The sequence below is a fragment of the Limnochorda pilosa genome (genome assembly GCF_001544015.1).
GTDB lineage: Bacteria > Bacillota > Limnochordia > Limnochordales > Limnochordaceae > Limnochorda > Limnochorda pilosa.
In genome coordinates, this window is sequence record NZ_AP014924.1 from 1,669,252 (window position 1) to 1,690,513 (window position 21,262).

Genomic DNA, 21,262 nt, shown 5'->3' on the forward strand with positions numbered 1-21,262 from the left:
AGTCGCCGATGGCGAACGTTCCCCACCACCGCCGGAGGTGCGCCGCGTGTCCTTCGAAGACCTGGTCGCGAGCCCATTTGAAAGCGTGAGCCCCTGGGACCACCGGTACGCCGTGGGGAATCCGGAGCTCTACCATGCCTGGAGCCGCCACCTTTCGGAGGCGGCTTTTCTGCGCCTCCAGCTGCGGGTGGAGGCGGCGCTGGTGGCAGGGCTGGAGGAGGCGGGGGTGGCGCCTGCCGGGGCGGGCGAGCGGGTGGCGGCCGCGAGCGAGCGGGTGACGCCTGAAGCCGTGGCCCGGGAAGAGGAGCGCACCCGTCACAACATCCGGGCCCTGGTGAACTGCCTCGCCCGGGAAGCCGGGCTGGACCTGGCACCCTGGATCCACCTGGGGGCCACCTCGGCCGACATCACCGAGACCGCCCGCAGCCTCCAGTACCGGGAGAGCCTGGACGGGTTCCTGCTCCCCCAGCTCCAGGAGCTCCTGGGGCTGTGGGTGGATCTGGCCGAGCGGGAGGCGGCCACGCCCCAGATCGGCCGCACCCACGGGCAGCACGCGGTGCCGGTCACCTTCGGTTTCGCGGTCGCGCTCTATGTGGAGCGGCTGGGCGAGCGGATCGAGCGGTTGCGCGAGGCGCGCGACCGCCTGGTGGGGAAGCTCACGGGCGCCGTGGGCGCCTACAACGCGCTCAGCCTGCTGGTTCCGGATCCCGAGGAGCTGGAGCGCCGGGTGCTGGCGCGCCTGGGCCTCGAGCCCGCCCCGGTGGCGACGCAGATCCTGCCGCCCGAGCCGTACGTGGACCTCTTCCACGGCCTCACCAGCACCCTGGGGGTGCTCGCCAACTTCGCCGACGACATGCGCCACCTGCAGCGAAGCGAGATCGCGGAGGTGGCCGAGGCCGTGGAGGCCGGGCAGGTGGGCTCCTCCACCATGCCGCACAAGCGGAACCCTTGGAACTTCGAGCACGTCAAGAGCCTCTGGAAGGCGTATGCGCCCCGCATGACCTCGGTCTACCTCGATCAGATCTCCGAGCACCAGCGCGACCTGACCAACTCGGCCTCCTCCCGCTTCCTGGTGGAGCTCCTCGTGGCCCTCTCCGAGGCGGCCGGCCGGCTCATCGGCCTCTCCCGCCGCCTGCGGGTGGACCGGGCCCGCATGGCCTCCAACCTTGAGCTGGAGCGCGCTCTCTGGGTGGCGGAGCCCCTCTACGTGTTGCTGGCGAAGCACGGCCACCCGGCGGCCCACGAGGCCGCGCGGCTCCTGGCGGCCCGGGTGCGGGAGGATGGGCTCGATCCTCTCGAGGCGCTCGAGGCGGCCCGGGCGGGCGATCCCCGGCTGGACCAGGTGGTGGCGGCGCTTTCGGACGAGGAGCGGGCGTTCTTGCGGGAACCGGGTGGCTACCGGGGGCGGGCCGAGGAGCGGGCCCGGGCGGTGGCGGCCCGCTGGCGGTCCAGGATGGCCGGGTGGAAGGCCCCGGCCTGAGCTACGCGACCGGCGTCACGCGACCCCCACACAGGCGTGGGGGCGAACCGGGAGGGGTGGGACGATGGACGAGCAGATTCTGACGCAGGGCAGGTTTGCGGGCTGGACCTTTGCCTACGAGGGCAAGGCGAAGCGGCTCTACCGGTCTCCGGAGGGCGACCGGTACCTGGTGCGCTTCAAGGACGACGCGACCGCCTTCAACGGCAAGAAGCGGGGGCAGATCGAGTCCAAGGGCATCGTGAACAGCCGCATCTCGAGCCTGCTCTTCCGCTTGCTGGAGGAGCACGGGGTGGAGACGCACCTCCTGGAAGAGGTGGGACCCGGCCAGATGCTGGTGCGGGCGGTGGAGATCATCCCGCTGGAGGTGGTGGTGCGGAACCTCACCACCGGAAGCCTCAGCCGCAGGCTGGGCCTGCCCGAGGGAAGGCCCATCGACCCGCCCCTGGTGGAGTTTTACTACAAGAGTGATGCGCTCGACGACCCCCTGGTCTACCCCGAGCACGCCGGGCTCCTGGGCGCGGCCCGTGAGGAGGAGGTCGTTCGCTTGAGGGAGCTGGCCCTGCAGGTGAACGGCGTCCTTCAGGCCTTCTTCCAGCAGCTCCGTATCGTGCTGGTGGACTTCAAGCTGGAGTTCGGACGGGCGGACGGGCGGATCCTGCTGGCCGACGAGCTCTCGCCCGACACCTGCCGCTTCTGGGAGGCCGGCACGGGCCGCAAGCTGGACAAGGACCGCTTCCGCCAGGACCTGGGCCAGGTGGAGGAGGCGTACCAGGAGATGCTCCGCCGGGTGGAGGCGGGGGCGACGGGGCGGGTGGCGTCTTCCGCCGGCATGGGGGGCGGCGGCCGGTGAGTAGGTTCCGGCTGGTGCTCCACGTGGAGCCGCGGCCGGGCGTGCTGGACCCCCAGGGTGCGGCCACCCGTCGGGCGCTGGAGCAGCTGGGCTTCGCCTCGGTGCAGGCGGTCCGGGTGGGCAAGGAGATCACCCTGGAGGTGGAGGCGCCCGACGCCTCCGAGGCCCGGCGGCAGGTGGAGGAGATGGTCCGGGTGCTCCTGGTGAACCCGTCGACCGAGAGTTACCGTATGGAGCTTGCCGAGACGCCCGGCCGGAACGGATCCGGCGCGGCGGCCAACACCACCCTCGGGGCTGGGGCCCGATGAGGGCCGCGGTCGTCCGCTTCCCGGGCTCCAACTGCGACCACGACACCCTCTGGGTGCTGGAGCGGGTGCTGGGGTGGGAGGCCTTCCCCGTCTGGCACCGCTCCCAGGAACTGGGAGGGGCCGAGCTGGTGGTCCTGCCCGGCGGCTTCTCCTTCGGCGACTACTTGCGGGCCGGCGCCATCGCCGCCCGCTCGCCCGTCCTGGAGGCGGTGCGCCGCCATGCGGCGGGCGGCGGGCTTGTCCTGGGCATCTGCAACGGCTTTCAGATCCTGTGCGAGGCGGGGCTCTTGCCCGGCACCCTGCGCCCCAACAAGGACCTTCGCTTCCACTGTCACACCGCCCACATCCGGGTGGAACGCATCGAGACCCCCTTCACCGCCGCCGCAGCCCCGGGCCAGCTGCTGGAGCTCCCCGTGGCCCACTTCGAGGGCGCCTACCACGTTTCGCCCGGCGAGCTCGAGCGGATGGAGGACAGGGGACAGGTCGTCTTCCGCTACGTGGACGCCCTGGGACGCCCCGTGCCGGAGGCGAACTTCAACGGCTCGGTGGGGAACGTGGCAGGCATCTGCAGCGAGGACGGCCGGATCCTGGGCATGATGCCCCACCCGGAGCGGGCGAGCGAGCCCCTGATGGGGGGCTCCGACGGTCTTTGGATCTGGCGCTCGCTGGAGCGGAGGATCCTTTCGACGACCACCGCGTGAAGGGAGGCGTGTTCATGCACTCCATGGCCGTGGCCCGCGCCGCGACCCGGCGGCCCCGTTCCTGGCAGGCCCGGGGCCTGAGCGACGACGAGATGCGCCACCTCTTGCGGGTGCTGGGGCGGGTGCCCAACCAGCTCGAGCTCGCGCTGGTGGCGGCGCTCTGGTCCGAGCACTGCGGGTACAAACACTCGCGCCTGGCCCTGCGCCGGCTCCCCCGGGCACCGCTCGCGGGCAGCCGCACCCGGGTGCTGGAGGGGTGGAGCCAGGACGCGGGCCTGGTGGAGCTGGGGGACGGGTGGGCGGTGAGCTTCAAGGTGGAGTCGCACAACCATCCGTCGGCCGTGGAGCCCGTGCAGGGTGCGGCTACGGGAGTGGGCGGCATCCTGCGGGACGTGCTGGCCACCGGAGCGCGCCCCGTGGCGGTGCTCGACTCCCTCCACTTCGGGCCGCTGGAGGAGCGCCAGCAGCAGTACCTGATGGAGGGCGTGGTGGCGGGCATCTCCTCCTACGGGAACGCGGTGGGAGTGCCGACGGTGGGCGGCGAGCTCCACGTTCACCCGGGGTACCGGGGCAACCCGCTGGTGAACGTGATGGCCGCCGGCCTGGTGCCCGTCGACCGCCTGCGCCGGCCCCCCTCGGGCCCGGCCCTGGAGGACGCCCGCGTCTGGCTCATCGGGGCCGCCACCGGGCGGGACGGCCTGGGCGGTGCCACCTTCGCCTCCCGTACCCTCAGTGGCTCCGACTGGGAGAGCCGCCCCGCCGTTCAGGTGGGGGATCCCCTCCTGGAGAAGGGGCTGATCGAGGCTTGTCTCGAGATCTTTGACCAGGATCTGGCCCTGGCCGCTCAGGACCTGGGGGCCGCGGGGCTGACCAGTGCCGCCTCGGAGCTGGCCCACCGGCTGGGGCGGGGGCTGGAGCTCTTCCTGGACCGGGTGCCCGTGCGGGAGGAAGGGCTGGACGCCGAGGCGCTGATGCTCTCCGAGTCCCAGGAGCGGATGCTCATCCTCTGCCGCCCCGAGGACGGGCCGGCGGTGGAGGCGGTCGCCCGGAAGTGGGAGCTGGAGGCGGGCGAAGTGGGGCGCCTGGTGCCGGGGGGCGACCTCATCGTCACCCATCGGGATCGCCGCCGGACCCGCTTGCCCCTGCGCGTGCTGGTGGACGAGACGCCCCGCTACCGCCCCCCGGACCCGCGACCTCAGGCCCCGCCGGGCGGAGGGCATCGTTCCGCGCCCGCGGCCCCGTGGCCGGTGCTGGAGGCCTCGGCGGCCCGGGAGCAGCTGCGCCGGCTGCTGGCGCACCCGGAGCTGGGGCCCCGGGAGAACGTCTTCCAGCGCTACGACCACCAGGTGGGCCTGCGGACGGTGACGGGACCCGGGGCCGACGCGGCCGTGCTGCGGGTGCCCGCTAGCCCGGTGGGGCTGGCCCTCACCCTGCAGAGCGACGGGCGGCGATGCCTCCGGGACCCCCGGCAGGGGGCGGCCTGGGTGGTGGCCGAGGCGGCCACCAGCGTCGCCTGTGCCGGCGCGGAACCCTTGGCGGTCACCGACGGGCTCAACCTGGGAAGCCCCGAGGATCCGCAGGTCTACCAGCAGCTCGCGGACGTGGTGGAAGGCCTGGCCGACGGCTGCCGGGCCCTGGGCCTGCCGGTGGTGAGCGGAAACGTGAGCCTTTACAACGAGACGGGCCGGGCGGCCGACCCGGGGGGCAACGTCCGCGTCGGGCGCCAGGCGATCCCGCCCACCCCCGTGGTTGGTTTGGTGGGCTGGCTTCCCCGGGTGGAAGAGCGGCTTCCCATGGGCCTGCAGGAGGGAAGCCTCCTGCTCTTGGCGGGGGAGCCCTCCCCCGATCCCGGCGGCAGCCTGTGGGCCGAGGTGGTGGGGTTCGAGGAGCCACCCGCCCCGGACGGCGAGGATGCCCTCTCCGGCAGCTTCCGGAACGGCCGGGTCGCGGACGACGGGCCCCATCTGGACCTGGGGTCGGTGCGAGGTGCCGTGCGCTGGCTGGTGCGGGCAAGCCGGGAAGGGTTGCTGCGCTCGGCCCACGACCTCTCCCAAGGCGGGCTGGCCGCGGGCCTCGTCGAGGCCGCCCTGGCCGGAGGCGTGGGGGCCCGGATCCGCCTGCCCCGGGGCGACGTGCCTACCCTTTTCGGCGAGCTACCCGGCCGGGCGCTGGTGGGCGCGGACCCTCAAGCCCTGCACCGGCTCCTGAACCTGGCCCGCGAGGAGCGCGTGGCGGTGACGGTCCTGGGCCGGTCCGGCGGCGACCGTGTGGACCTCACCTGGGCGGGCGCCGCGGTCTGCGCGCCCGGAGGGCTCACGACCCGGTTGGTGCTGCCCCTCGCGGAGCTGGCCGCATGGCGGGCGGGCGAGGCGGAAGCACCCGCGAACATGGCGGGCGACCGGCTTCGGGAGGAGTGCGGCGTGGTGGGCGCCTGGTGCGACCCGGGAACCTCGGCCTCGTCGTCTGCCCTGCTGCTGGCGATGCTCGCGCTCCAGCACCGGGGCGAGGAGAGCGCAGGCGTGGGCTACCTGGAGGCCGGGGAGGTGCGGGTGGCCAAGGGGATGGGCCGGGTGAACGAGGTCTTCGCCCAGGGGTCCCCGGCTCGGAGGGAACTCGACCGAGCCCGATCGCCCGGGCTGGTGGGCCACGTGCGCTACTCCACGGCAGGGGCCTCGAGCCTGGAGAACGCCCAACCCTTCCTGGCCCGGACCCGGTTCGGCGACGTGGCCCTGGCCCACAACGGGCAGCTCCTGGAGGAGGGGCCGGTCGCCTCCGCTGATGGGTTCCGCTCGGGCGAGAGCGACAGTCGCCGCTTCGCCCGGCTCCTCGCCGCCTCGCCCGCGGCCACGCTCCTGGAGGCGGTGGTGGCCACCGCGCGGCAGGTGCGGGGCGCCTTCGCCCTGGTGATCCTCTCGCCCCACGGGCTCTTCGCCCTTCGGGACCCGCTGGGGATCCGGCCGCTGGTGCTGGGGCGCGGGCCCACGGGGTGGGTGGCGGCGTCGGAGTCGTGCGCGGTGGAGGCGATGGGCGCCCAGGTGGTGGACGAGGTTGCCCCAGGCGAGGTGGTCTGGGTGCGGCCGGGGGGTGGGGAGGCGGCTCCGCTCAGGACGCGGTTCGCCTCGCCGGAGGCGCCCCGGTTTTGCCTCTTCGAGTGGGTCTACCTTTCCCGGCCGGACTCGCGCTACGCCGGCCAGAGCGTCTACCGCGCCCGGCAGCGGATCGGGCGGGAGCTCTGGCGGGAGCATCCGGTGCAGGCCGACGTGGTGGTTCCCGCACCCGATTCCGGCACCCCGGCGGCGCTGGGGGTGGCGCAGGCGTCGGGCCTTCCCTTCGAGCTGGGCTTCCTCAAGAACGCGTACATCGGCCGCACCTTCATTCAGCCGGACCCCGAGGTCCGGCGCCACCAGGTGCAGGTGAAGCTGCGGGCGATCCCTGAGGTGGTGGGGGGCAAGCGGGTGATCCTGGTGGACGACTCGGTGGTGCGGGGGACCACCAGCCGGCAGATGGTGGAGATGCTCCGGCGGGCGGGCGCCCGGGAGGTCCACCTCTACGTGGCCTCCCCGCCCTACCGGTACCCCTGCCTCTACGGGATCGACACCCCCAGCGACGCGGAGCTGATCGCCTCCCGGCGCGGGGTGGAAGAGGTGCGGCAGTTCATCGGGGCCGACAGCCTCCGCTACCTGTCGCTTTCGGGTCTGGCTCGGGCCGTGGGCGACCGGCTGGTCGACGGAGACCAGCCCGCCGGTCACTGCGCCGCCTGCTTCACGGGAAGGTACCCCGTAAGCCGTCTTCAGCTGGGCGAGGCATACCCGCTGGGGGCGGCCCGGTGATGGGCGGAGCGGGAGAAGGCGGCGAGATGCAAGGAGAGGGGCGCGGGAGCGGCGGCCCCAGCAGACCAGGGGAGGCGGGCGACGTGGGCAGGACACGGACCTACCGCGACGCGGGGGTGGACCTGGAGGCCGGCTACGAGGCGGTGCGCCGGATCGGACGGCTTGCCCGATCCACCTACGACGGAAACGTGATCGCGGGCGTCGGGGGATTCGCGGGGCTCTACCGGCTGGCGGGCACGGGACCAGGCGATGGGCCGGGGCCCGGGAAGGCGGCCGGCCGTGCCGGGGACGTCGTCCTGGCCGCGGGGGCCGATGGCGTGGGTACCAAGATGCTGGTGGCCGAACGGATGGGACGGCTGGAGACGGTGGGCATCGATGCGGTGGCCTACTGCGTCAACGACCTCCTCTGCCAGCGGGCGCGCCCCCTCTTCTTCCTGGACTACATCGGCGGCGGGCGCATCGACCCCCTGGAGGTGGAGGCGCTGGTGCACGGCGTGACCGAAGGCTGCCGGCAGGCGGGCTGCGTGTTGCTGGGCGGCGAGACGGCCGAGATGCCCGGCGTCTACCGGCCCGGCAGCTACGACCTGGTGGGCTTCGCAGTGGGGGTGCAGGAATCGGCGCCCCCCGACCCGACCCGCATCCGCCCGGGCGACGTGCTGCTGGCACTCCCCTCGTCGGGGCTCCACGCGAGCGGTTTCTCCCTGGTCCGCAGGGTGGTGGAGGAGGCGGGACTGGACCTGGCCGCCCCCGCCCCCGGTCTGGAGGGAAGCCTCGGGGAGGAGCTCCTGCGCCCCACCCGCATCTACGTGGAGACGGTGCTCAACCTCTGGCGGCAGGTGGAGCTGAAGGCGGTGGCCAACGTCTCGGGGGGCGGGGTGCCCGAGAACCTGCCCCGGGTGCTGCCCCCGGGCCTGGGTGCCCGGCTGGAGGTGGGAAGCTGGCCGGTGCCGCCCGTCTTCGACCTCCTGCAGGCGGCGGGCGAGCTGAGCCAGGAGACGATGCGGTCCACCTTCAACCTGGGGCTGGGGATGATCCTGGTGGTGGCCCCCGAGGCGGTGGCCGCGACCGAAGCCTTCCTGGCAGGCCGGGGCGAGCCGGCCTACCGGGTGGGGCACGTGGTGGAGGGTGAGGGCGTCCGCTGGGAGGGAGCCCCGTGAGCGCGCCGGACGCGGGCTACTCTCAGGACGCAGCCCTCGCCACCGAGAGCATGACCCTGGAAGCGGGACCGCGTCCGGTGCCCCTGGCTGTCTTCGTCTCGGGCCGGGGCAGCAACCTCCGCTCCATCCTGGAGGCCCAGGCCAGGGGGGACCTGGGCGCCGAGGTGGCGCTGGTCCTCTCGGACCGGCCTGAGGCGCCGGCACTGGAGATCGCCAGGGCGGCGGGCGCGGCCACCTGGAGCCGGCCATGGCCCGGCCGGGAGGGCCGCGACGCCTTCTTCGAGGAAGCGGATGGGGCCCTGGGGGCGGCCGGCTGCCGGCTCATCTGCCTGGCGGGGTTCATGCGCCTCCTGCCGGCGTGGCTGGTTCGCCGCCACCCGAACCGGATCCTGAACATTCACCCCTCGCTCCTGCCCGCCTTCCCTGGAAAGGACGCTCAGGCTCAGGCGCTGGCGTACGGGGTGAAGGTTACGGGTTGCACCGTCCACCTGGTGGACGAGCAGGTGGACCACGGCCCCATCCTGCTCCAACGGGCGGTGGAGGTGCACGAAGGGGCCACGGTGGAGGAGCTCTCGCAACGGATTCTCGAAGAGGAGCACCGGCTCTACCCCGAGGCGATCCGCCTCTACGTGCGGGGCGGCTTCCGGCTCACGGGCCGGCGGGTGATCCGGGCCGGCGGGGAAGCGACGAAGGAGGCCTGAGGACGTGGAGCGTGCCTTGATCAGCGTCTGGTCCAAGGAGGGGCTGGCGGAGCTGGCGGAAGCCCTCCACCGGCGGGGGGTGGAGCTCGTCTCCACGGGCGGGACCGCGGCCCACCTGCGGGAGGCGGGCCTTCCCGTGACCGAGCTCTCCCAGGCGACGGGGGCGCCCGAGGTGCTGGGAGGCCGGGTGAAGAGCCTCCACCCGGCGGTCTACGCGGGCATCCTCTCCCGGCGGGACCCTTCGGAGGCGGCAGACCTCCAGGCTGTGGGCGCACGTCCCATCGACCTGGTCTGCGTCAACCTCTACCCCTTCGTGGAGCAGGTGGGCGAGGGTACCCCGCTGGACGAAGCCCTGGAGCTGATCGACATCGGCGGGGTGAGCCTGCTGCGGGCGGCGGCCAAGGGATTCCCCCACGTGGTGGTCCTCTCGAGGCCCGATCAGTACTCGGAGTTCCTGCGCCGGCTTGAGGAAGGCGCCCTGGACCCCGGCTACCGCCGCCTGCTGGCGGCCGAGGCCCTGGAGCGCACCTCGGCCTACGACCGCCGCATTGCCGCGTACCTGGCGGGGCGACCTGTGGGCGCGCCCTCGACCGCGACGGCAGGCGCCCCGGAGTCCTCCGGGGCGGGTGCGGGGGCACCGGAAGGAGCCGAGCGCTTCCCCGAAGCGTTCTCGCTCCGGCTGGTCCGCGTCTCGCCCCTGCGGTACGGCGAGAACCCCCACCAGGCGGCGGCCTTCTACCACCCGCCCGGTCCGTCCCGGGGGCTCGCGGCCGCGCGACTCCTCCAGGGGAGAGAGCTCTCCTTCAACAACCTGAACGACGCCTCGTCGGCCTGGCGGATCCTGGACCACGTGGCGGCCGCGGCGCCGGGCCAGGCGGCGGCGGTGGCGGTCAAGCACACCAGCCCCTGCGGCGCCGGGGTGGCCGGGACCCTGGAGGAGGCCTTCCGGAAGGCGTACGAGGCGGACCCGGTCTCCATCTTCGGAGGGATCGTCGCCGTCAACCGGTGCGTGGACGGGGCGACAGCCCGGCTCATGGACCCCGTCTTCCTGGAGGTGGTGGCGGCCCCCGGCTACACCCCCGAGGCACTGGGGGTCCTGGGGCACAAGAAGAACCTGCGTCTTCTGGACCTGTCGGGCGCCGCGGGCTCCGGCGAGGCCGCTGCCGAGCCTGAAGCGGACTGGGAGGTGCGGCCCGTCTGGGGCGGGTACCTGGTCCAGGCGGCGGACGTGGCCGATGCGGCCCCATCGGAGTGGCAGCGGGTGACGCGCGCCGAGCTGGACCCCGCCTTGCTGCCGGACCTGCGCCTGGCCTGGCAGGTGGCCCGGGGGTGCATCTCCAACGCGGTGGTGGTGGCCGCGGGCGGGCAGAGCCTGGGGATCGGGGCGGGGCAGGTGAACCGCATCGACGCCGCGCTGCAGGCGCTGGAACGGGCCCGGGCCCGGGTCCCCGGGGGAGACCTGCGGGCGGCGGGGGCGGTGCTGGCTTCCGACGGCTTCTTCCCCTTCCCCGACGTGGTGCAGGCGGCGGCGAAGGCAGGGATCCGGGCCATCGTCCAGCCCGGCGGCTCCAAGCGGGACGAGGAGTCGATCGAAGAGGCCGATCGGGCAGGGATCCCCATGCTCCTGACGGGGATGCGCCACTTCCGGCACGCCTGAGGGGGCCGAGCGATGCCTGCGAAGAACGGTGCCCGCCGGGTGCTCCTGGTGGGATCCGGGTCCAGGGAACACGCCATCGGGTGGACGCTCCGCCGGAGCCCTAGGCTGGGCGAGCTCTACGCCCTGCCGGGAAACCCTGGGCTGGAGGAGGTGGCCCGGCGGGTTCCCTGGCCCCAGGATGGGGTGGAGGGCGTGGCCCGTTGGGCCGAGGAACACGGTGTGGACCTGGTGGTGGTCGGCCCTGAGGCGCCCCTGGCCCAGGGCCTGGCCGACCGCCTGGCGGAGCGGGGCGTGCCCTGCCTGGGCCCGAGCCAGGCCGCGGCCCGTATCGAGAGCAGCAAGGGCTTCGCCAAAGAGGTGATGGCGGAGGCGGGCGTGCCCACCGCCCGGGCCCGGGCCTTCGATTCCCTGGAGGATGCCCTGGGCGCCCTGGCGACGTGGGCCCTGCCCCTGGTGGTGAAGGCCGACGGGCTCGCGAGCGGCAAGGGGGTGCGGGTCTGCCGGGAGCGGGCCGAGGCGCGCGCCTTCCTGGAGGAGGTCATGAGCCGCGGCCGCTTCGGCGAGGCGGGGCGGCGGGTGCTGCTGGAGGAATGCCTGGAGGGAGAGGAGCTCTCCTACTTCGTCCTCACCGACGGCCGGGGCGTGCTCCGACTGGGGGCGGCCCGGGACCACAAGCGCCTCATGGAAGGGGACCGGGGCCCGAACACCGGCGGTATGGGTGCCGTCTCCCTGCCAGGGTTGGCCCCCGGGGGGCTGGAGGAGGAGATCCTGGAGCGGATCGTCCGCCCGGCGCTGGCCGCCCTCGAGGAGCGGGGGACCCCCTACCGGGGCGTCCTCTACGCGGGGTTGATGCTCACCCGGGAAGGGCCGAAGGTAGTGGAATTCAACGCCCGCCTAGGGGATCCCGAGGCGCAGGTGCTCCTGCCGCGGCTCGAGGAGGACCTGCTGGAGCTCTTCTGGAGGGCGGCCACCGGAGAGCTGGACGGGGGGACGGCCCGGCTCTCGCCGGAGACGGCGGTGGGTGTGGTTCTGGCCGACGCCGGCTACCCCGACGACCCCCAGGAGGGGGCGCCGCTGCAGGCCGCGGAGGCGTTTAGGAACGCCGGAACGATCCGGGCGGCTACCGGAGCCGCCGGGCAGGCGTACGGGCCGCCGGAGGTCCCCAAGCGCCTGCTCTTCCACGGGGCGACCCGCACCAAGGGCGACCGCCTGGTGAGCGGCGGGGGTCGGGTGCTCACCGCCGTAGGCTTCGGGGAGGACCTGGACCAAGCTCGATCGGAGGCGTACGGGCTGGTGGAGGAGGTCCGCTGGCCGGGGGCGGTCTATCGTCGAGACATTGCGGTGAGGCCCGGCGCAGACCTACGATTTCTCAGGAGGCCTCATCCGTGAAGGTCTTCGGTGGACGTGCCACGCAGGAGCTGACCGCCGCCATCTGCCGACACCTGGGCGTCGACCCGGGCCCGGCCGACATCTTCACGTTCAGCAACGACAACACGTTCGTTCGGGTCCTTGAAAACGTCCGGGAGACCGACGTGTTCGTCGTCCAGACCTCCGCCCCTCCCGTTGACGAAGCTCTCGTCGAGCTCCTCATCATGTTCGATGCCCTGCGCCGCGCGTCGGCTCGACGCATCACTGCGGGCCTCCCCTACTACCCGTACGTCCGGTCCGACCCTGTGGTGGTTGCTCCTGACCCTGGCGCCGTCAAGCGGGCACAGCGGTTCGCCGAGCGCCTTGGGGCGCCTGCGGCCTTCGTGGACAAGCGGCGCTCCCCCACGACCTCCAGCGTGAGAGCCACTGCGGTGGTCGGGGAGGTGCGGGGCCAGCGGGTGATTCTCTTCGACGAAGAGGTCGATCAGGGGACGACCCTGCTGGAAGCTACAGCCCTTCTCCTGGGGCTCGGCGCTGCCGAAGTCTACGCCGCGTGCACCCACGCCGTTCTGTCCGGCTCCGCCGTGGAACGTCTGTCCAAGGCGCCCATTCGTGAGCTCGTGGTGACCGATACGGTGCCCGTCCCGTCGTCGAAGCGGTGGAACGCCCTGACTGTGCTCTCCGTGACGCCCCTGCTCGCCGAGACCATCAGGCGCATCCATACAGGGCAATCGGTTAGCGCTCTGTTCGAGTAGCTCGGCAACGGCCCTGCATCGGGCCCGGCCGATCCGGCCGGATGCTCGGGATGGAGGGAGAAGACGGCCCGTGGGCGAGGCTTTGCAGGTACGAGCCATCGGACCGGAAACGCTGAATGACCTCCGCCAGCTCCTCGTTACGCCGCCCCATGGCTGGTGCTGGTGCGTCGCGTGGGAGGTGCCCACCTGGGAGGGTTGGGAGGCGCGCACCGAGGAGGAGAACCGCGATCTGCGGGAACGCCTTTGGGCCCAGGGTCAGTATGATGGCTACCTCCTCTACCGTCAGGAAGAGCCGCTCGCGTGGTGCCGGGTAGGGCCCCGGTCCCGGTGGCCCAAGCTCTGCCGGAGCTTCGGCCTGGATCCGACGGAGGACGTCTACGCCTTCACCTGTTTCGGCATCCGCCAGGAGGCCATGGGGCAGGGGTTGATGCACACCTTCCTCCGGCTGGTGCTGGCGGACTTGCGGCGGCGCGGGGTGCGGGCCGTGGAAGCCTTTCCCCGGAAGTTGGAGGGACAGGTGGAGCCTGGCGAACTGTGGATGGGCCCCGCCTCCCTCTTCGATCGAGCCGGCTTCGTCACCGTCCGAGAGACGGACCGGTGGCGGCACGTGGGCCTCGAGCTGGCTCCGGCCGCGCTCACTCCACCGGCGGGGGCAGCCGGTCCTCCTGAGGTGTCACCTCCAGGGTGAAGGCCGGGTCGTAGAGCACCTGACCGGGCCTTGCCCCCTTGTACTTGCGCACGTGGCGCCGCCGGGCCACGTCCACGGGCACGTGGCTCGAGTGGCGGGCCTTGCTGAAGTGGGCCGCAAGCAGGGCCGCCTCCTCCAGCGAGCGACGCGGGGGCGGATCCGCGGTGGTGCGGAGAAGCACGTGGGCCCCAGGGAGCTGGCGGGCGTGGAGCCACCACTCGTCGGGACGGGCCAGGTCCATGGTGAGCCGGTCGTTCTGCAGGTGGTTCCGCCCGACCAGGATCTCGATGCCCTCCGAAGACCGGTAGCGGAGGGGGTGGGAGGCTCCGTCACTGCCGACCGCCCGGCCTGATCCCCCCCGGGCTGCCTTCGCGCCCTTGGTCCCCTTCCCGGGACCCCGGCCCTTCGCCCGGCCCGGCTCGGGCCGGAGCCCCTGCGGAATCCGGTACCCCTGCCGCTCCATCTCCGCTGCGAGCTCCCGCAGGGTCTCCTCGGAGTCGGCCGCCTCCAGGTGGAAGGCGAGGCTCTCCAGGTAGGCGACCTCGGCGCGGGAGTGCTCGAGCTCCTCGCCCGTCCGGTCCAGGCGGCGCTTGGCCCGCGCGTACCGTTCGAAGGCCCGCTGGGCGTTCTCGGAGGGGGAGAGCCGGGGGTCCAGGGCGATGCGGCGGGGAACGGGCGGGTCCTGGGCGTAGTCCTCCACCTCCACCTCCCTCGCCCCGGCTGGGATCCGGTGGAGGTTGGCGGTGAGGAGCTCGCCCACCACCCGCTGCTCCAGGTCCTCCCGGCCCTCAGCCAGCTCCGCCTCCTGTTTCTCCGCCTTCCTCTGCGCCCGCCGAAGCAGGGTTTGCACGGTCCGGGCCAGGGGGTCCCGCAGCTTGCCCAGGCGATCCGCCTCCTGGCGTTCCCCGAAAACATGGTCCAGCAAGGCGCCGGCCGACGGAAAGGGCTCGCACGGGTCGGCACCGGGCGGGAAGGGCCAGAAACGCTCCTGAGGGCGGTCGGCCTCGGGGTCCAGGCAAGGGGCGAACCGCTCCCCGGCCAGAGCGGCCTGCCAGGCTGAGAACCGCTCCATCAGGCGGGTCCAGCCGGCGGTATCCAGCTGGCCGGCGGAGACCTCGGCGTCCAGGCCGGCTTCGCGGGCGAGGCGCCGGGCCGAGATGGGGGAGAAGCCCTCCAGGCTGCGGAAGAGGCCGTCGGCCACGGAGCGGCCCGCGGGCAGGAGCCCGGGCAACGCGTCGGGGCTCAGGGAGCTCGGATCCTGCTTCCCCTCCGAGGGGGGTGGCTCGTAGCGGGCCCCAGGCACCAGAGGGCGGGCCGCCTCGCCGGGTGCCATGCGCACCAGGGCGCCGAGGATCGTCCCGTCTGCGTCCACCAGCACCAGGTTGGCGTGCCGGCCCGTCAGCTCCACCATCAGCTCGAGGACCTGGGCCTCGCCCCTGGGGCCCCGCTCGAAGCGCAGGGCCACCACCCGCTCCAGGCCCCGCTGGCGGGCCCCGAAGAGGCGGCTCCCCTCCAGGTGTTTGCGCAGGAGCATGCAGAAGGCCGGGGGGACGGGCGGGTGGGGCTGGTCCAGCTCGGTCCGCTGGAGACGGGCCACGCCCGCCTCCGCGCTGGCCAAGAGGAGGTGGCTCTCGCCGGGGGTGCGCACGTGGAAGAGGACGCTGCGGGGCGTGGGCTGGAAGATCTTCTGAACGTGGCCGCCCGTGAGCCGTTGCTCCAGCTCGTGGCGGACCGCCGCCAGGAAGAGGCCGTCCATGGGCATAGGGATCCCTCCGGGCTCCATGATACCCGGGCGCGGTGAGGGACGGAAGGGGAGGGGCAGTCGATGAACCTCGCCCAGGCCCACCTGAGCCGCGGGCAGAGGTTCTGATCGCCCCCAGCAGGAGCCCGCCCTGCGGCGGCGAAGCCTGCCTGAAGAGGTGGGGCCGATGCGGCGAGGCCGGGGTGCGTGGACGGCACGGTGGATGGTGTGGCTCGCGGGGCTGGCGACGCTCCTGGCACCCCTGGTGGCCGCAGCCCAGCCCTCCTTCCTGCCGGGATTGGACTCTTACGCCCGGGGCTGGACCCAGGCGGGCGAGCAGATGGTGGAGGCGGCCGCCCAGGACCCCTCGGATACCGAGGCACGTCTGATGCTGGGGCTCATGCGCTGGGCCGGCGGGCGGTTCGAGCAGGCCGGGGCCGTCCTGGAGGAGCTGCTCGCCCAGGCCCCGGCGGCCACCCGCCCGCACCTGGAGGCGCTCCTCAGCCGGCTCCTCCTGGAGCGCAGCCTCCCCCTGGAAGCCGAACAGATGGCCCGCAGGGCTCTCAGCGCCGCCCCGAACCTGGCCCTGGCCCAGCTCACCCTGGGGGAGGCCCTGCTGGCCCAGGGGCGGCCGAGGGAGGCCATTGAAGCCTTGAAGGCGGCCCGCACCGCCTCCCCCGACCTGGCCGCCGCCTACCTGCGGGAGGGTCAGGCGCACGCACGGCTTGAGCAGTGGCAGGACGCCCGGCAAGTGCTCGAAGAGGGCGTGAGGGTGGATCCCTGGTCCGCCGAGATGCACCTGGAGCTGGGGCGCGCCTACGAGCGCCTGGACGAGAAGGCCAAGGCCTCCCACGCCTACAGCCGCGCCGCCCTCCTCGACCCCACCCTGGCCCGGTCCGTGCCGCCCTCCTCGACTCCGTGATGCCGGGCGCTTGGGGCATGTCCCGCCCGCCCCAGGCATAAGCCTCCTGGTGGATCCGTCGCGCCGGCCGCAGCCGGTGGACGACCCATCGCGTGCGATGCCGACACCCACCGGGAGGGTTCTTCGTGAACCGCGCCTTTCACGCCACCCCACTGGATCAGCTCCTGACCCAGCTCAGGGCAGACGTCGTGCACGGGCTGAGCCCGGGTGAGGCGGCCCGCCGCCTGGCCAAGGACGGACCCAACCGGATCGAAACCGAGAAGCCCCCTGGCCCCTGGGCGATCCTGCTGCGCCAGGTGAAGGACCTGATGATGGCGGTGCTGGGGCTGGCAGCGGCGGTGAGCTGGGCCCTCGGCGAGGGGGCTGACGCCGCGGCGATCGTGGCCATCATGGTGCTCAACACCGTGCTGGGGTTCGTGCAGGAGGTTCGGGCCGAACGCTCGCTGGAGGCGCTGAAGGAGCTCGCAGCGCCCCAGGCCCGGGTGGTGCGCCAGGGGAGGGTACTGTGGGTGCCCTCGGCGGAGCTGGTGCCGGGCGATCGGGTGCAGGTGGAGGCGGGCGATCGGGTGCCTGCGGACCTGCGCCTGCTGGAGGCGTGGGGGCTGGAGGTGGACGAGTCCCTCCTCACGGGCGAGTCCGTCCCCGTGGAGAAGCGGGCCGCCTGGATCGGCCGGGGCGACGAGGACGTGGCCGAGCGGGTCAACATGCTCTTCATGGGCACCATGATCACCCGGGGGCGGGCCGAGGCGGTGGTGGTCGCCACGGGCCCGCGCACCGAGATGGGTGAGATCGCCGCGCTCATCGGGCGCGCGGGGCCCGAGTCGACCCCGCTGCAGCGGCGGATGCAGGAGTTGGGGCGGGTGCTGGTGGGCGTCTCCGTGGGGCTGGTGAGCCTGGTGTACCTGGTGGGGCTGGCTCGGGGGCTGCCCGCGTACGGGATGTTCCTCACAGGTGTCTCCCTGGCGGTGGCGGTGATCCCCGAAGGGCTGCCCGCTGCGGTGACGGTGGCGCTGGCCCTGGGCGTGCAACGGATGATCCGGCGATCGTGCATCGTGCGCCGGTTGCCCGCGGTGGAGACGCTGGGGTCCATCACCGCGATCTGCGCGGACAAGACGGGCACCCTGACCCGGAACGAGATGACGGTCATCCGAGTGGAGCTGGCCCACACCAGCCTGGCGGTTACCGGCAGCGGCTACGGCGCGACGGGGGAGCTGCTCGAACGCGGCCGTCCCGCGGAGCTCCGGGCGACGGCGGGTCTGGAGCGCCTCCTGCAGGCGGCGGTGCTCTGCAACCGGGCGCGCCTGCCTGCTCCGATGCCGGGTCCTCCTCCGAGGGCGCCCGGAAGGCAACGGAGGGCGGTGCGGCCGGCCGCGAGCGAGGTATGGGGCGATCCCACCGAGATCGCCCTTCTCGTCCTGGGCCGGAAGACGGGCCGGCCGCGGGAGGCCTGGGCGGACCGCGTCGAGCAGCAGGCCGAGTTCCCCTTCGATGCCGACCGGAAGCGCATGTCGGTGGTGGTGGCGGTGGACGGCCGGGAATGGGTGGTCCTCTGCAAGGGGGCACCGGAGGCGGTGGTCGCGCGCTGCTCGCGGGTGGAGCAGCGGGGAGGTCCTGTACTCCTGGGGGAGCCAGGGCGACGGCGGTGGCTGGAGCGGGCGGAGGCCCTCAGCGCGGAGGCGCTCAGGGTCCTGGCCCTGGCTTACAGGCCGCTGAGGCCGGGGGAGGTGCCCGATCAGGAGGGAGCCGAGTCGGAGCTGATTCTCCTGGGGTTGGTGGGCATGCACGACCCGCCCCGGGAGGGCGTGGAGCGAGACCTGGAGCGAGCCCGCCGGGCGGGCATCAGGACCCTCATGATCACCGGCGACCACCCGCGTACCGCCGAGGCCATCGCCCGGGCGCTGGGAATCGCGGGCCCGGGCGAGGCGGCGGTCACCGGCCGTACCCTGGACCGGATGGACGAGAGGGAGCTGGCTCGGGTGGTGGGGGAGCGCTCCGTCTTCGCCCGGGTCTCGCCCCGGCACAAGGTGCAGCTCGTGCGGGCGCTCAAGGCCCGAGGCGAGCCAGTGGCCATGACCGGCGACGGCGTGAACGACGCGGCCGCGGTGAAGGAGGCCGATGTGGGCATCGCCATGGGCCGTTGCGGCGCGGAGGTGACCCGGGAGGCGGCCTCGGTGGTCCTGACCGACGATCGTTTCGGTACCATCCTGGCCGCGGTGGAGGAGGGGCGGGGCCTCTTCCAGAACGTCCGCACCTTCATGCGCTACCTCCTGGGCTGCAACGCGGGCGAGGTGCTCACCATGCTGGCGGCCACGCTGCTGGCCTTGCCGCTGCCCCTCACGCCGCTGCAGATCCTGTGGATGAACCTGGTCACCGACGGGCTCCCGGCCGTCGCGCTGGGGATGGACCCGCCGGCGCCCGGGGTCATGGACCGGCCGCTTCGCCGGGCGGGCGACGGGGTCCTGGCCGGAGGCCTGGGGTGGCAGCTCCTGCGCCGGGGGGCCGCGATCGGCGCCAGCGCCCTGGGCGTCTTCGTCTGGATGCTGGCCCGGGGCGCCGACCTGGCCACCGCCCGCACCGCGGCCTTCACCTCGCTGGTGGCCGCCCAGCTCTTCTACGTCTTCTCGGCCCGATCGGAGGTGCAGGACCCCCTGGAGCGCCCGCTGCGGAGCAACCCGTGGCTCCTGGGGGCCGTGTGGCTTTCGTGGCTCGCCCAGACGGCAGCCCTCCACGTGCCGATCCTGCGATCCGTGCTGGGCACGGTGCCGCTTCCCGCGGACGCCTGGGCCGGGGTGCTGCTCGCGGCCTCGTGGCCCACCCTGTGGGACGTGGCGCGCCACGTGGGGCGTGCGGCAGGTTCCGGGGTAAGGAGAGCCCGTGGGATCGGCGTAGCGGCCCTCAGGAAGACCTGAGCGAGCAAGACGGCCCCACACGTCGCACGAGTGTGCTATAATACCGGACAGAGGTGAGGCGGCCTGGCGTTGCACAGCATGACGGGCTTCGGACGGGCGGGCGTCGCGGGGGAGACGGGGTTCCAGGTGGAGATCCGTTCGGTCAACCACCGGTACCTGGACCTGAGCGTGCGCCTCCCGCACCCGCTGTCGGGGCTGGAGCCGCCGGTGCGGGAGCGGGTGGCAGGGCGGCTGGCGCGCGGGCGGGTGGAGGTCACCGTCGACCTGCGGGCGGGGGACGCTCAGGCGGCCGTGGGCGGCCAGCCGGCGTCGGTGCGGGTGAATCATACCTTGCTGCGGGCGTACCGGGAGGCGATCCGCCAGGTGGCGGGGAGCGAGGGCGACGCCTCCCTGGACTTCCTGCTCCAGCAGCCGGGGGTTCTGACCGTGAACGAGGCGCCACCGGACCTGGACCTCCTGTGGAGGGAGCTGCAGCCGGTGCTGGACGAGGCGCTGGACCGGCTGATCGAGATGCGGCGGCGCGAGGGCGAGCGCTTGGGGCAGGATGTGCGGGAACGCCTGGAACGGATTGCGGCGTTGGTGGGCAGGATGCAGGAGCAGGCGCCCCGAATGGTGGAGGGTTACCGGGCGCGCCTGGCCGACCGGGTGGAAGGGTTGCTCGCGAGGGGGGACCTGGAACCGGGCCGGTTGGAGGCGGAGGTCGTGCTCTTCGCGGAGCGGGTGGACATTGCCGAGGAGCTGGTGCGGGCCGGCAGCCACCTGTCCCAGTTCCGCCGCTACCTGGCCGAGGGCGGCGCGGTGGGCCGCAGGCTCGACTTCCTCCTGCAGGAGCTGCTGCGGGAGACCAACACCGCGGGTTCCAAGGCTCAGGACGCCCAGATCGCCGGCTGGGTGGTGGACGTCAAGACGGAGCTGGAGCGGATGCGGGAGCAGGTCCAGAACCTGGAATGAGGAGGCGTCTCGATGGAGACCAGGCTGATCAACATCGGGTTTGGAAACATCGTCTCCGCCAACCGGATCGTCGCCATCGTCAGCCCGGAATCGGCCCCCATCAAGCGCATCATCACCGAGGCGCGGCAGCACGGGCAGCTCATTGACGCCACCTACGGGCGTCGCACCCGGGCGGTCATCATCACGGACTCAGAGCACGTGATCCTTTCGGCCGTGCAACCCGAGACGGTGGCCCACCGTCTGGCGGCCAGGGATCAGGCGGTCGAGGCCAACAACGCTTGACCGCAGGGGCGGGGTGGGTTCGGCGAGGGTGAAGGGCAGTCCAATGGGTCCCGGGGAAAGCCGGGGTTTTCTGGTGGTCCTGAGCGCCCCCTCGGGAGCCGGCAAGAACACGGTGCTGGCGCGGGTTCTCCCGCGGCTGGAGCACCTCACCTACTCCGTCTCGTGTACCACCCGTCCCGCCCGCCCCGGGGAGCGGGACGGGGTGGACTACTATTTCCTCTCGGACGAGGAGTTCGACCGGCGCGTGAGCACGGGCGACTTCCTCGAGTGGGCCTGGTTCTGCGGCCACCGCTACGGGACGCCGCGGGCCTTCGTGGAAGAGCGGACGGCCCGGGGCGAGACGGTGATCATGGACATCGACGTCCAGGGCAGCGCCCAGGTGAAGCGCAACTGGCCGGGGGCGGTCCTGGTCTTCCTCTTGCCTCCCTCCCTGGAGGAGCTGCGCCGGCGCCTCACCCGGCGGGGCTCGGACGGCGCGGCCGCGGTGGAGGGTCGCCTCCGGGCGGCGAGGGAGGAGCTGAGGGCGGTCGCCGAGTATGATTACGTGATCATCAACGACGAGCTGGACCGGGCGGCCCGGTTGCTGGAGGCGATCATCCGGGCCGAGCGCCTGAAGACGGCGCGGAGCCCCTGGCCCACGTGGCTGGAGGCTCTTCGCAAGGGGGATCGGATCGATGCTGGGACAGCCGAACCTGGAAGAGATCAAGGATAAGCTCCCGAGCCGGTACGCCCTGGTGGTGGCGGCGGCCCGCCGGGCGCGGCAGGTGCTGGACGGGGACCCGCCCCGGGCGGGGGTCTTCGACGGAAAGATCCGGCCCAAGCCGGTGACGGTGGCTCTGCACGAGATCGCCGGGGACAAGCTCGAGATCAGCCCGGAGGGAAGCAGCCCCCTCTCCTAGAAGAGGAGGCGGGCACGGCACCGGCGCGGCGGGCCCTCCGGGGCCCGTTCTGCTTGAGGGGAG

The 21,262-nt window shown here is 73.1% G+C and carries 18 protein-coding genes; 17 read left to right on the forward strand and 1 reads right to left on the reverse strand.

Annotated features, from left to right (window positions below; genetic code table 11):
* The first annotated feature begins 46 nt into the window (after positions 1-46).
* From LIP_RS07250 to LIP_RS07300, 11 genes are all read left to right on the forward strand, one after another.
* Positions 47-1,480 (forward strand): lyase family protein, encoded by a 1,434-nt coding sequence (locus LIP_RS07250; RefSeq protein WP_198409768.1) that lies wholly within the window; start codon positions 47-49, stop codon positions 1,478-1,480.
* Between the two features lie 64 nt (positions 1,481-1,544).
* Positions 1,545-2,330, forward strand: a complete 786-nt coding sequence (gene purC / locus LIP_RS07255) for a phosphoribosylaminoimidazolesuccinocarboxamide synthase (RefSeq protein WP_068136224.1) — start codon at positions 1,545-1,547, stop codon at positions 2,328-2,330.
* A complete protein-coding gene (purS, locus tag LIP_RS07260) occupies positions 2,327-2,638 on the forward strand; it encodes a phosphoribosylformylglycinamidine synthase subunit PurS (RefSeq protein WP_144440384.1) in 312 nt (103 codons plus the stop codon). Before purC ends, purS begins: the two co-directional genes overlap by 4 nt.
* Positions 2,635-3,339: a phosphoribosylformylglycinamidine synthase subunit PurQ gene (gene purQ / locus LIP_RS07265; protein ID WP_068136227.1), complete on the forward strand. Its 705-nt coding sequence runs from the start codon at positions 2,635-2,637 to the stop codon at positions 3,337-3,339. The genes purS and purQ overlap by 4 nt, the downstream gene beginning before the upstream one ends.
* Positions 3,340-3,353: 14 nt before the next feature.
* Positions 3,354-7,169 carry a phosphoribosylformylglycinamidine synthase subunit PurL gene (gene purL, locus LIP_RS07270; RefSeq protein ID WP_068136230.1) on the forward strand — a complete coding sequence of 1,272 codons (3,816 nt, stop codon included), beginning with the start codon at positions 3,354-3,356 and terminating at the stop codon, positions 7,167-7,169.
* 83 nt (positions 7,170-7,252) lie between these two features.
* A complete protein-coding gene (gene purM, locus LIP_RS07275) occupies positions 7,253-8,326 on the forward strand; it encodes a phosphoribosylformylglycinamidine cyclo-ligase (protein WP_068136233.1) in 1,074 nt (357 codons plus the stop codon).
* On the forward strand, positions 8,323-9,027 hold the full coding sequence (gene purN / locus LIP_RS07280) for a phosphoribosylglycinamide formyltransferase (protein WP_198409769.1): 705 nt from the start codon (positions 8,323-8,325) through the stop codon (positions 9,025-9,027). Before purM ends, purN begins: the two co-directional genes overlap by 4 nt.
* A gap of 4 nt (positions 9,028-9,031) precedes the next feature.
* Positions 9,032-10,684: a bifunctional phosphoribosylaminoimidazolecarboxamide formyltransferase/IMP cyclohydrolase gene (gene purH / locus LIP_RS07285; RefSeq protein ID WP_068136237.1), complete on the forward strand. Its 1,653-nt coding sequence runs from the start codon at positions 9,032-9,034 to the stop codon at positions 10,682-10,684.
* Between the two features lie 12 nt (positions 10,685-10,696).
* Positions 10,697-12,073 (forward strand): phosphoribosylamine--glycine ligase, encoded by a 1,377-nt coding sequence (purD, locus tag LIP_RS07290; protein ID WP_068136240.1) that lies wholly within the window; start codon positions 10,697-10,699, stop codon positions 12,071-12,073.
* Complete coding sequence (locus tag LIP_RS07295; protein ID WP_173652450.1) at positions 12,070-12,807, forward strand: ribose-phosphate diphosphokinase; 738 nt, start codon at positions 12,070-12,072, stop codon at positions 12,805-12,807. The genes purD and LIP_RS07295 overlap by 4 nt, the downstream gene beginning before the upstream one ends.
* 70 nt (positions 12,808-12,877) lie before the next feature.
* Entirely contained in the window at positions 12,878-13,495 is a 618-nt protein-coding gene (locus tag LIP_RS07300; protein WP_068136246.1) for a GNAT family N-acetyltransferase, read from the forward strand.
* Here LIP_RS07300 and LIP_RS07305 read toward each other — a convergent pair.
* Complete coding sequence (locus tag LIP_RS07305) at positions 13,443-15,257, reverse strand: Rqc2 family fibronectin-binding protein (protein WP_068136250.1); 1,815 nt, start codon at positions 15,255-15,257, stop codon at positions 13,443-13,445. The genes LIP_RS07300 and LIP_RS07305 overlap by 53 nt on opposite strands.
* A 166-nt stretch (positions 15,258-15,423) precedes the next feature.
* Here LIP_RS07305 and LIP_RS07310 point away from each other — a divergent pair, with 166 nt between their 5' ends.
* From LIP_RS07310 to rpoZ, 6 genes are all read left to right on the forward strand, one after another.
* A complete protein-coding gene (locus LIP_RS07310; protein ID WP_068136255.1) occupies positions 15,424-16,158 on the forward strand; it encodes a tetratricopeptide repeat protein in 735 nt (244 codons plus the stop codon).
* A 125-nt stretch (positions 16,159-16,283) separates the two neighbouring features.
* Complete coding sequence (locus LIP_RS07315) at positions 16,284-19,067, forward strand: cation-translocating P-type ATPase (RefSeq protein ID WP_068136258.1); 2,784 nt, start codon at positions 16,284-16,286, stop codon at positions 19,065-19,067.
* A gap of 78 nt (positions 19,068-19,145) precedes the next feature.
* Positions 19,146-20,018: a YicC/YloC family endoribonuclease gene (locus LIP_RS07320; protein ID WP_082726597.1), complete on the forward strand. Its 873-nt coding sequence runs from the start codon at positions 19,146-19,148 to the stop codon at positions 20,016-20,018.
* Positions 20,019-20,030: 12 nt separating this feature from the next.
* A complete protein-coding gene (remA, locus tag LIP_RS07325) occupies positions 20,031-20,300 on the forward strand; it encodes an extracellular matrix/biofilm regulator RemA (protein ID WP_068136266.1) in 270 nt (89 codons plus the stop codon).
* A gap of 43 nt (positions 20,301-20,343) precedes the next feature.
* The gene (gene gmk, locus LIP_RS07330; RefSeq protein WP_068136268.1) at positions 20,344-21,012 is read left to right on the forward strand and encodes a guanylate kinase; all 669 of its coding nucleotides are present in this window, start codon (positions 20,344-20,346) and stop codon (positions 21,010-21,012) included.
* Positions 20,975-21,199, forward strand: a complete 225-nt coding sequence (rpoZ, locus tag LIP_RS07335) for a DNA-directed RNA polymerase subunit omega (RefSeq protein WP_068136270.1) — start codon at positions 20,975-20,977, stop codon at positions 21,197-21,199. The genes gmk and rpoZ overlap by 38 nt, the downstream gene beginning before the upstream one ends.
* Positions 21,200-21,262 lie beyond the last annotated feature (63 nt).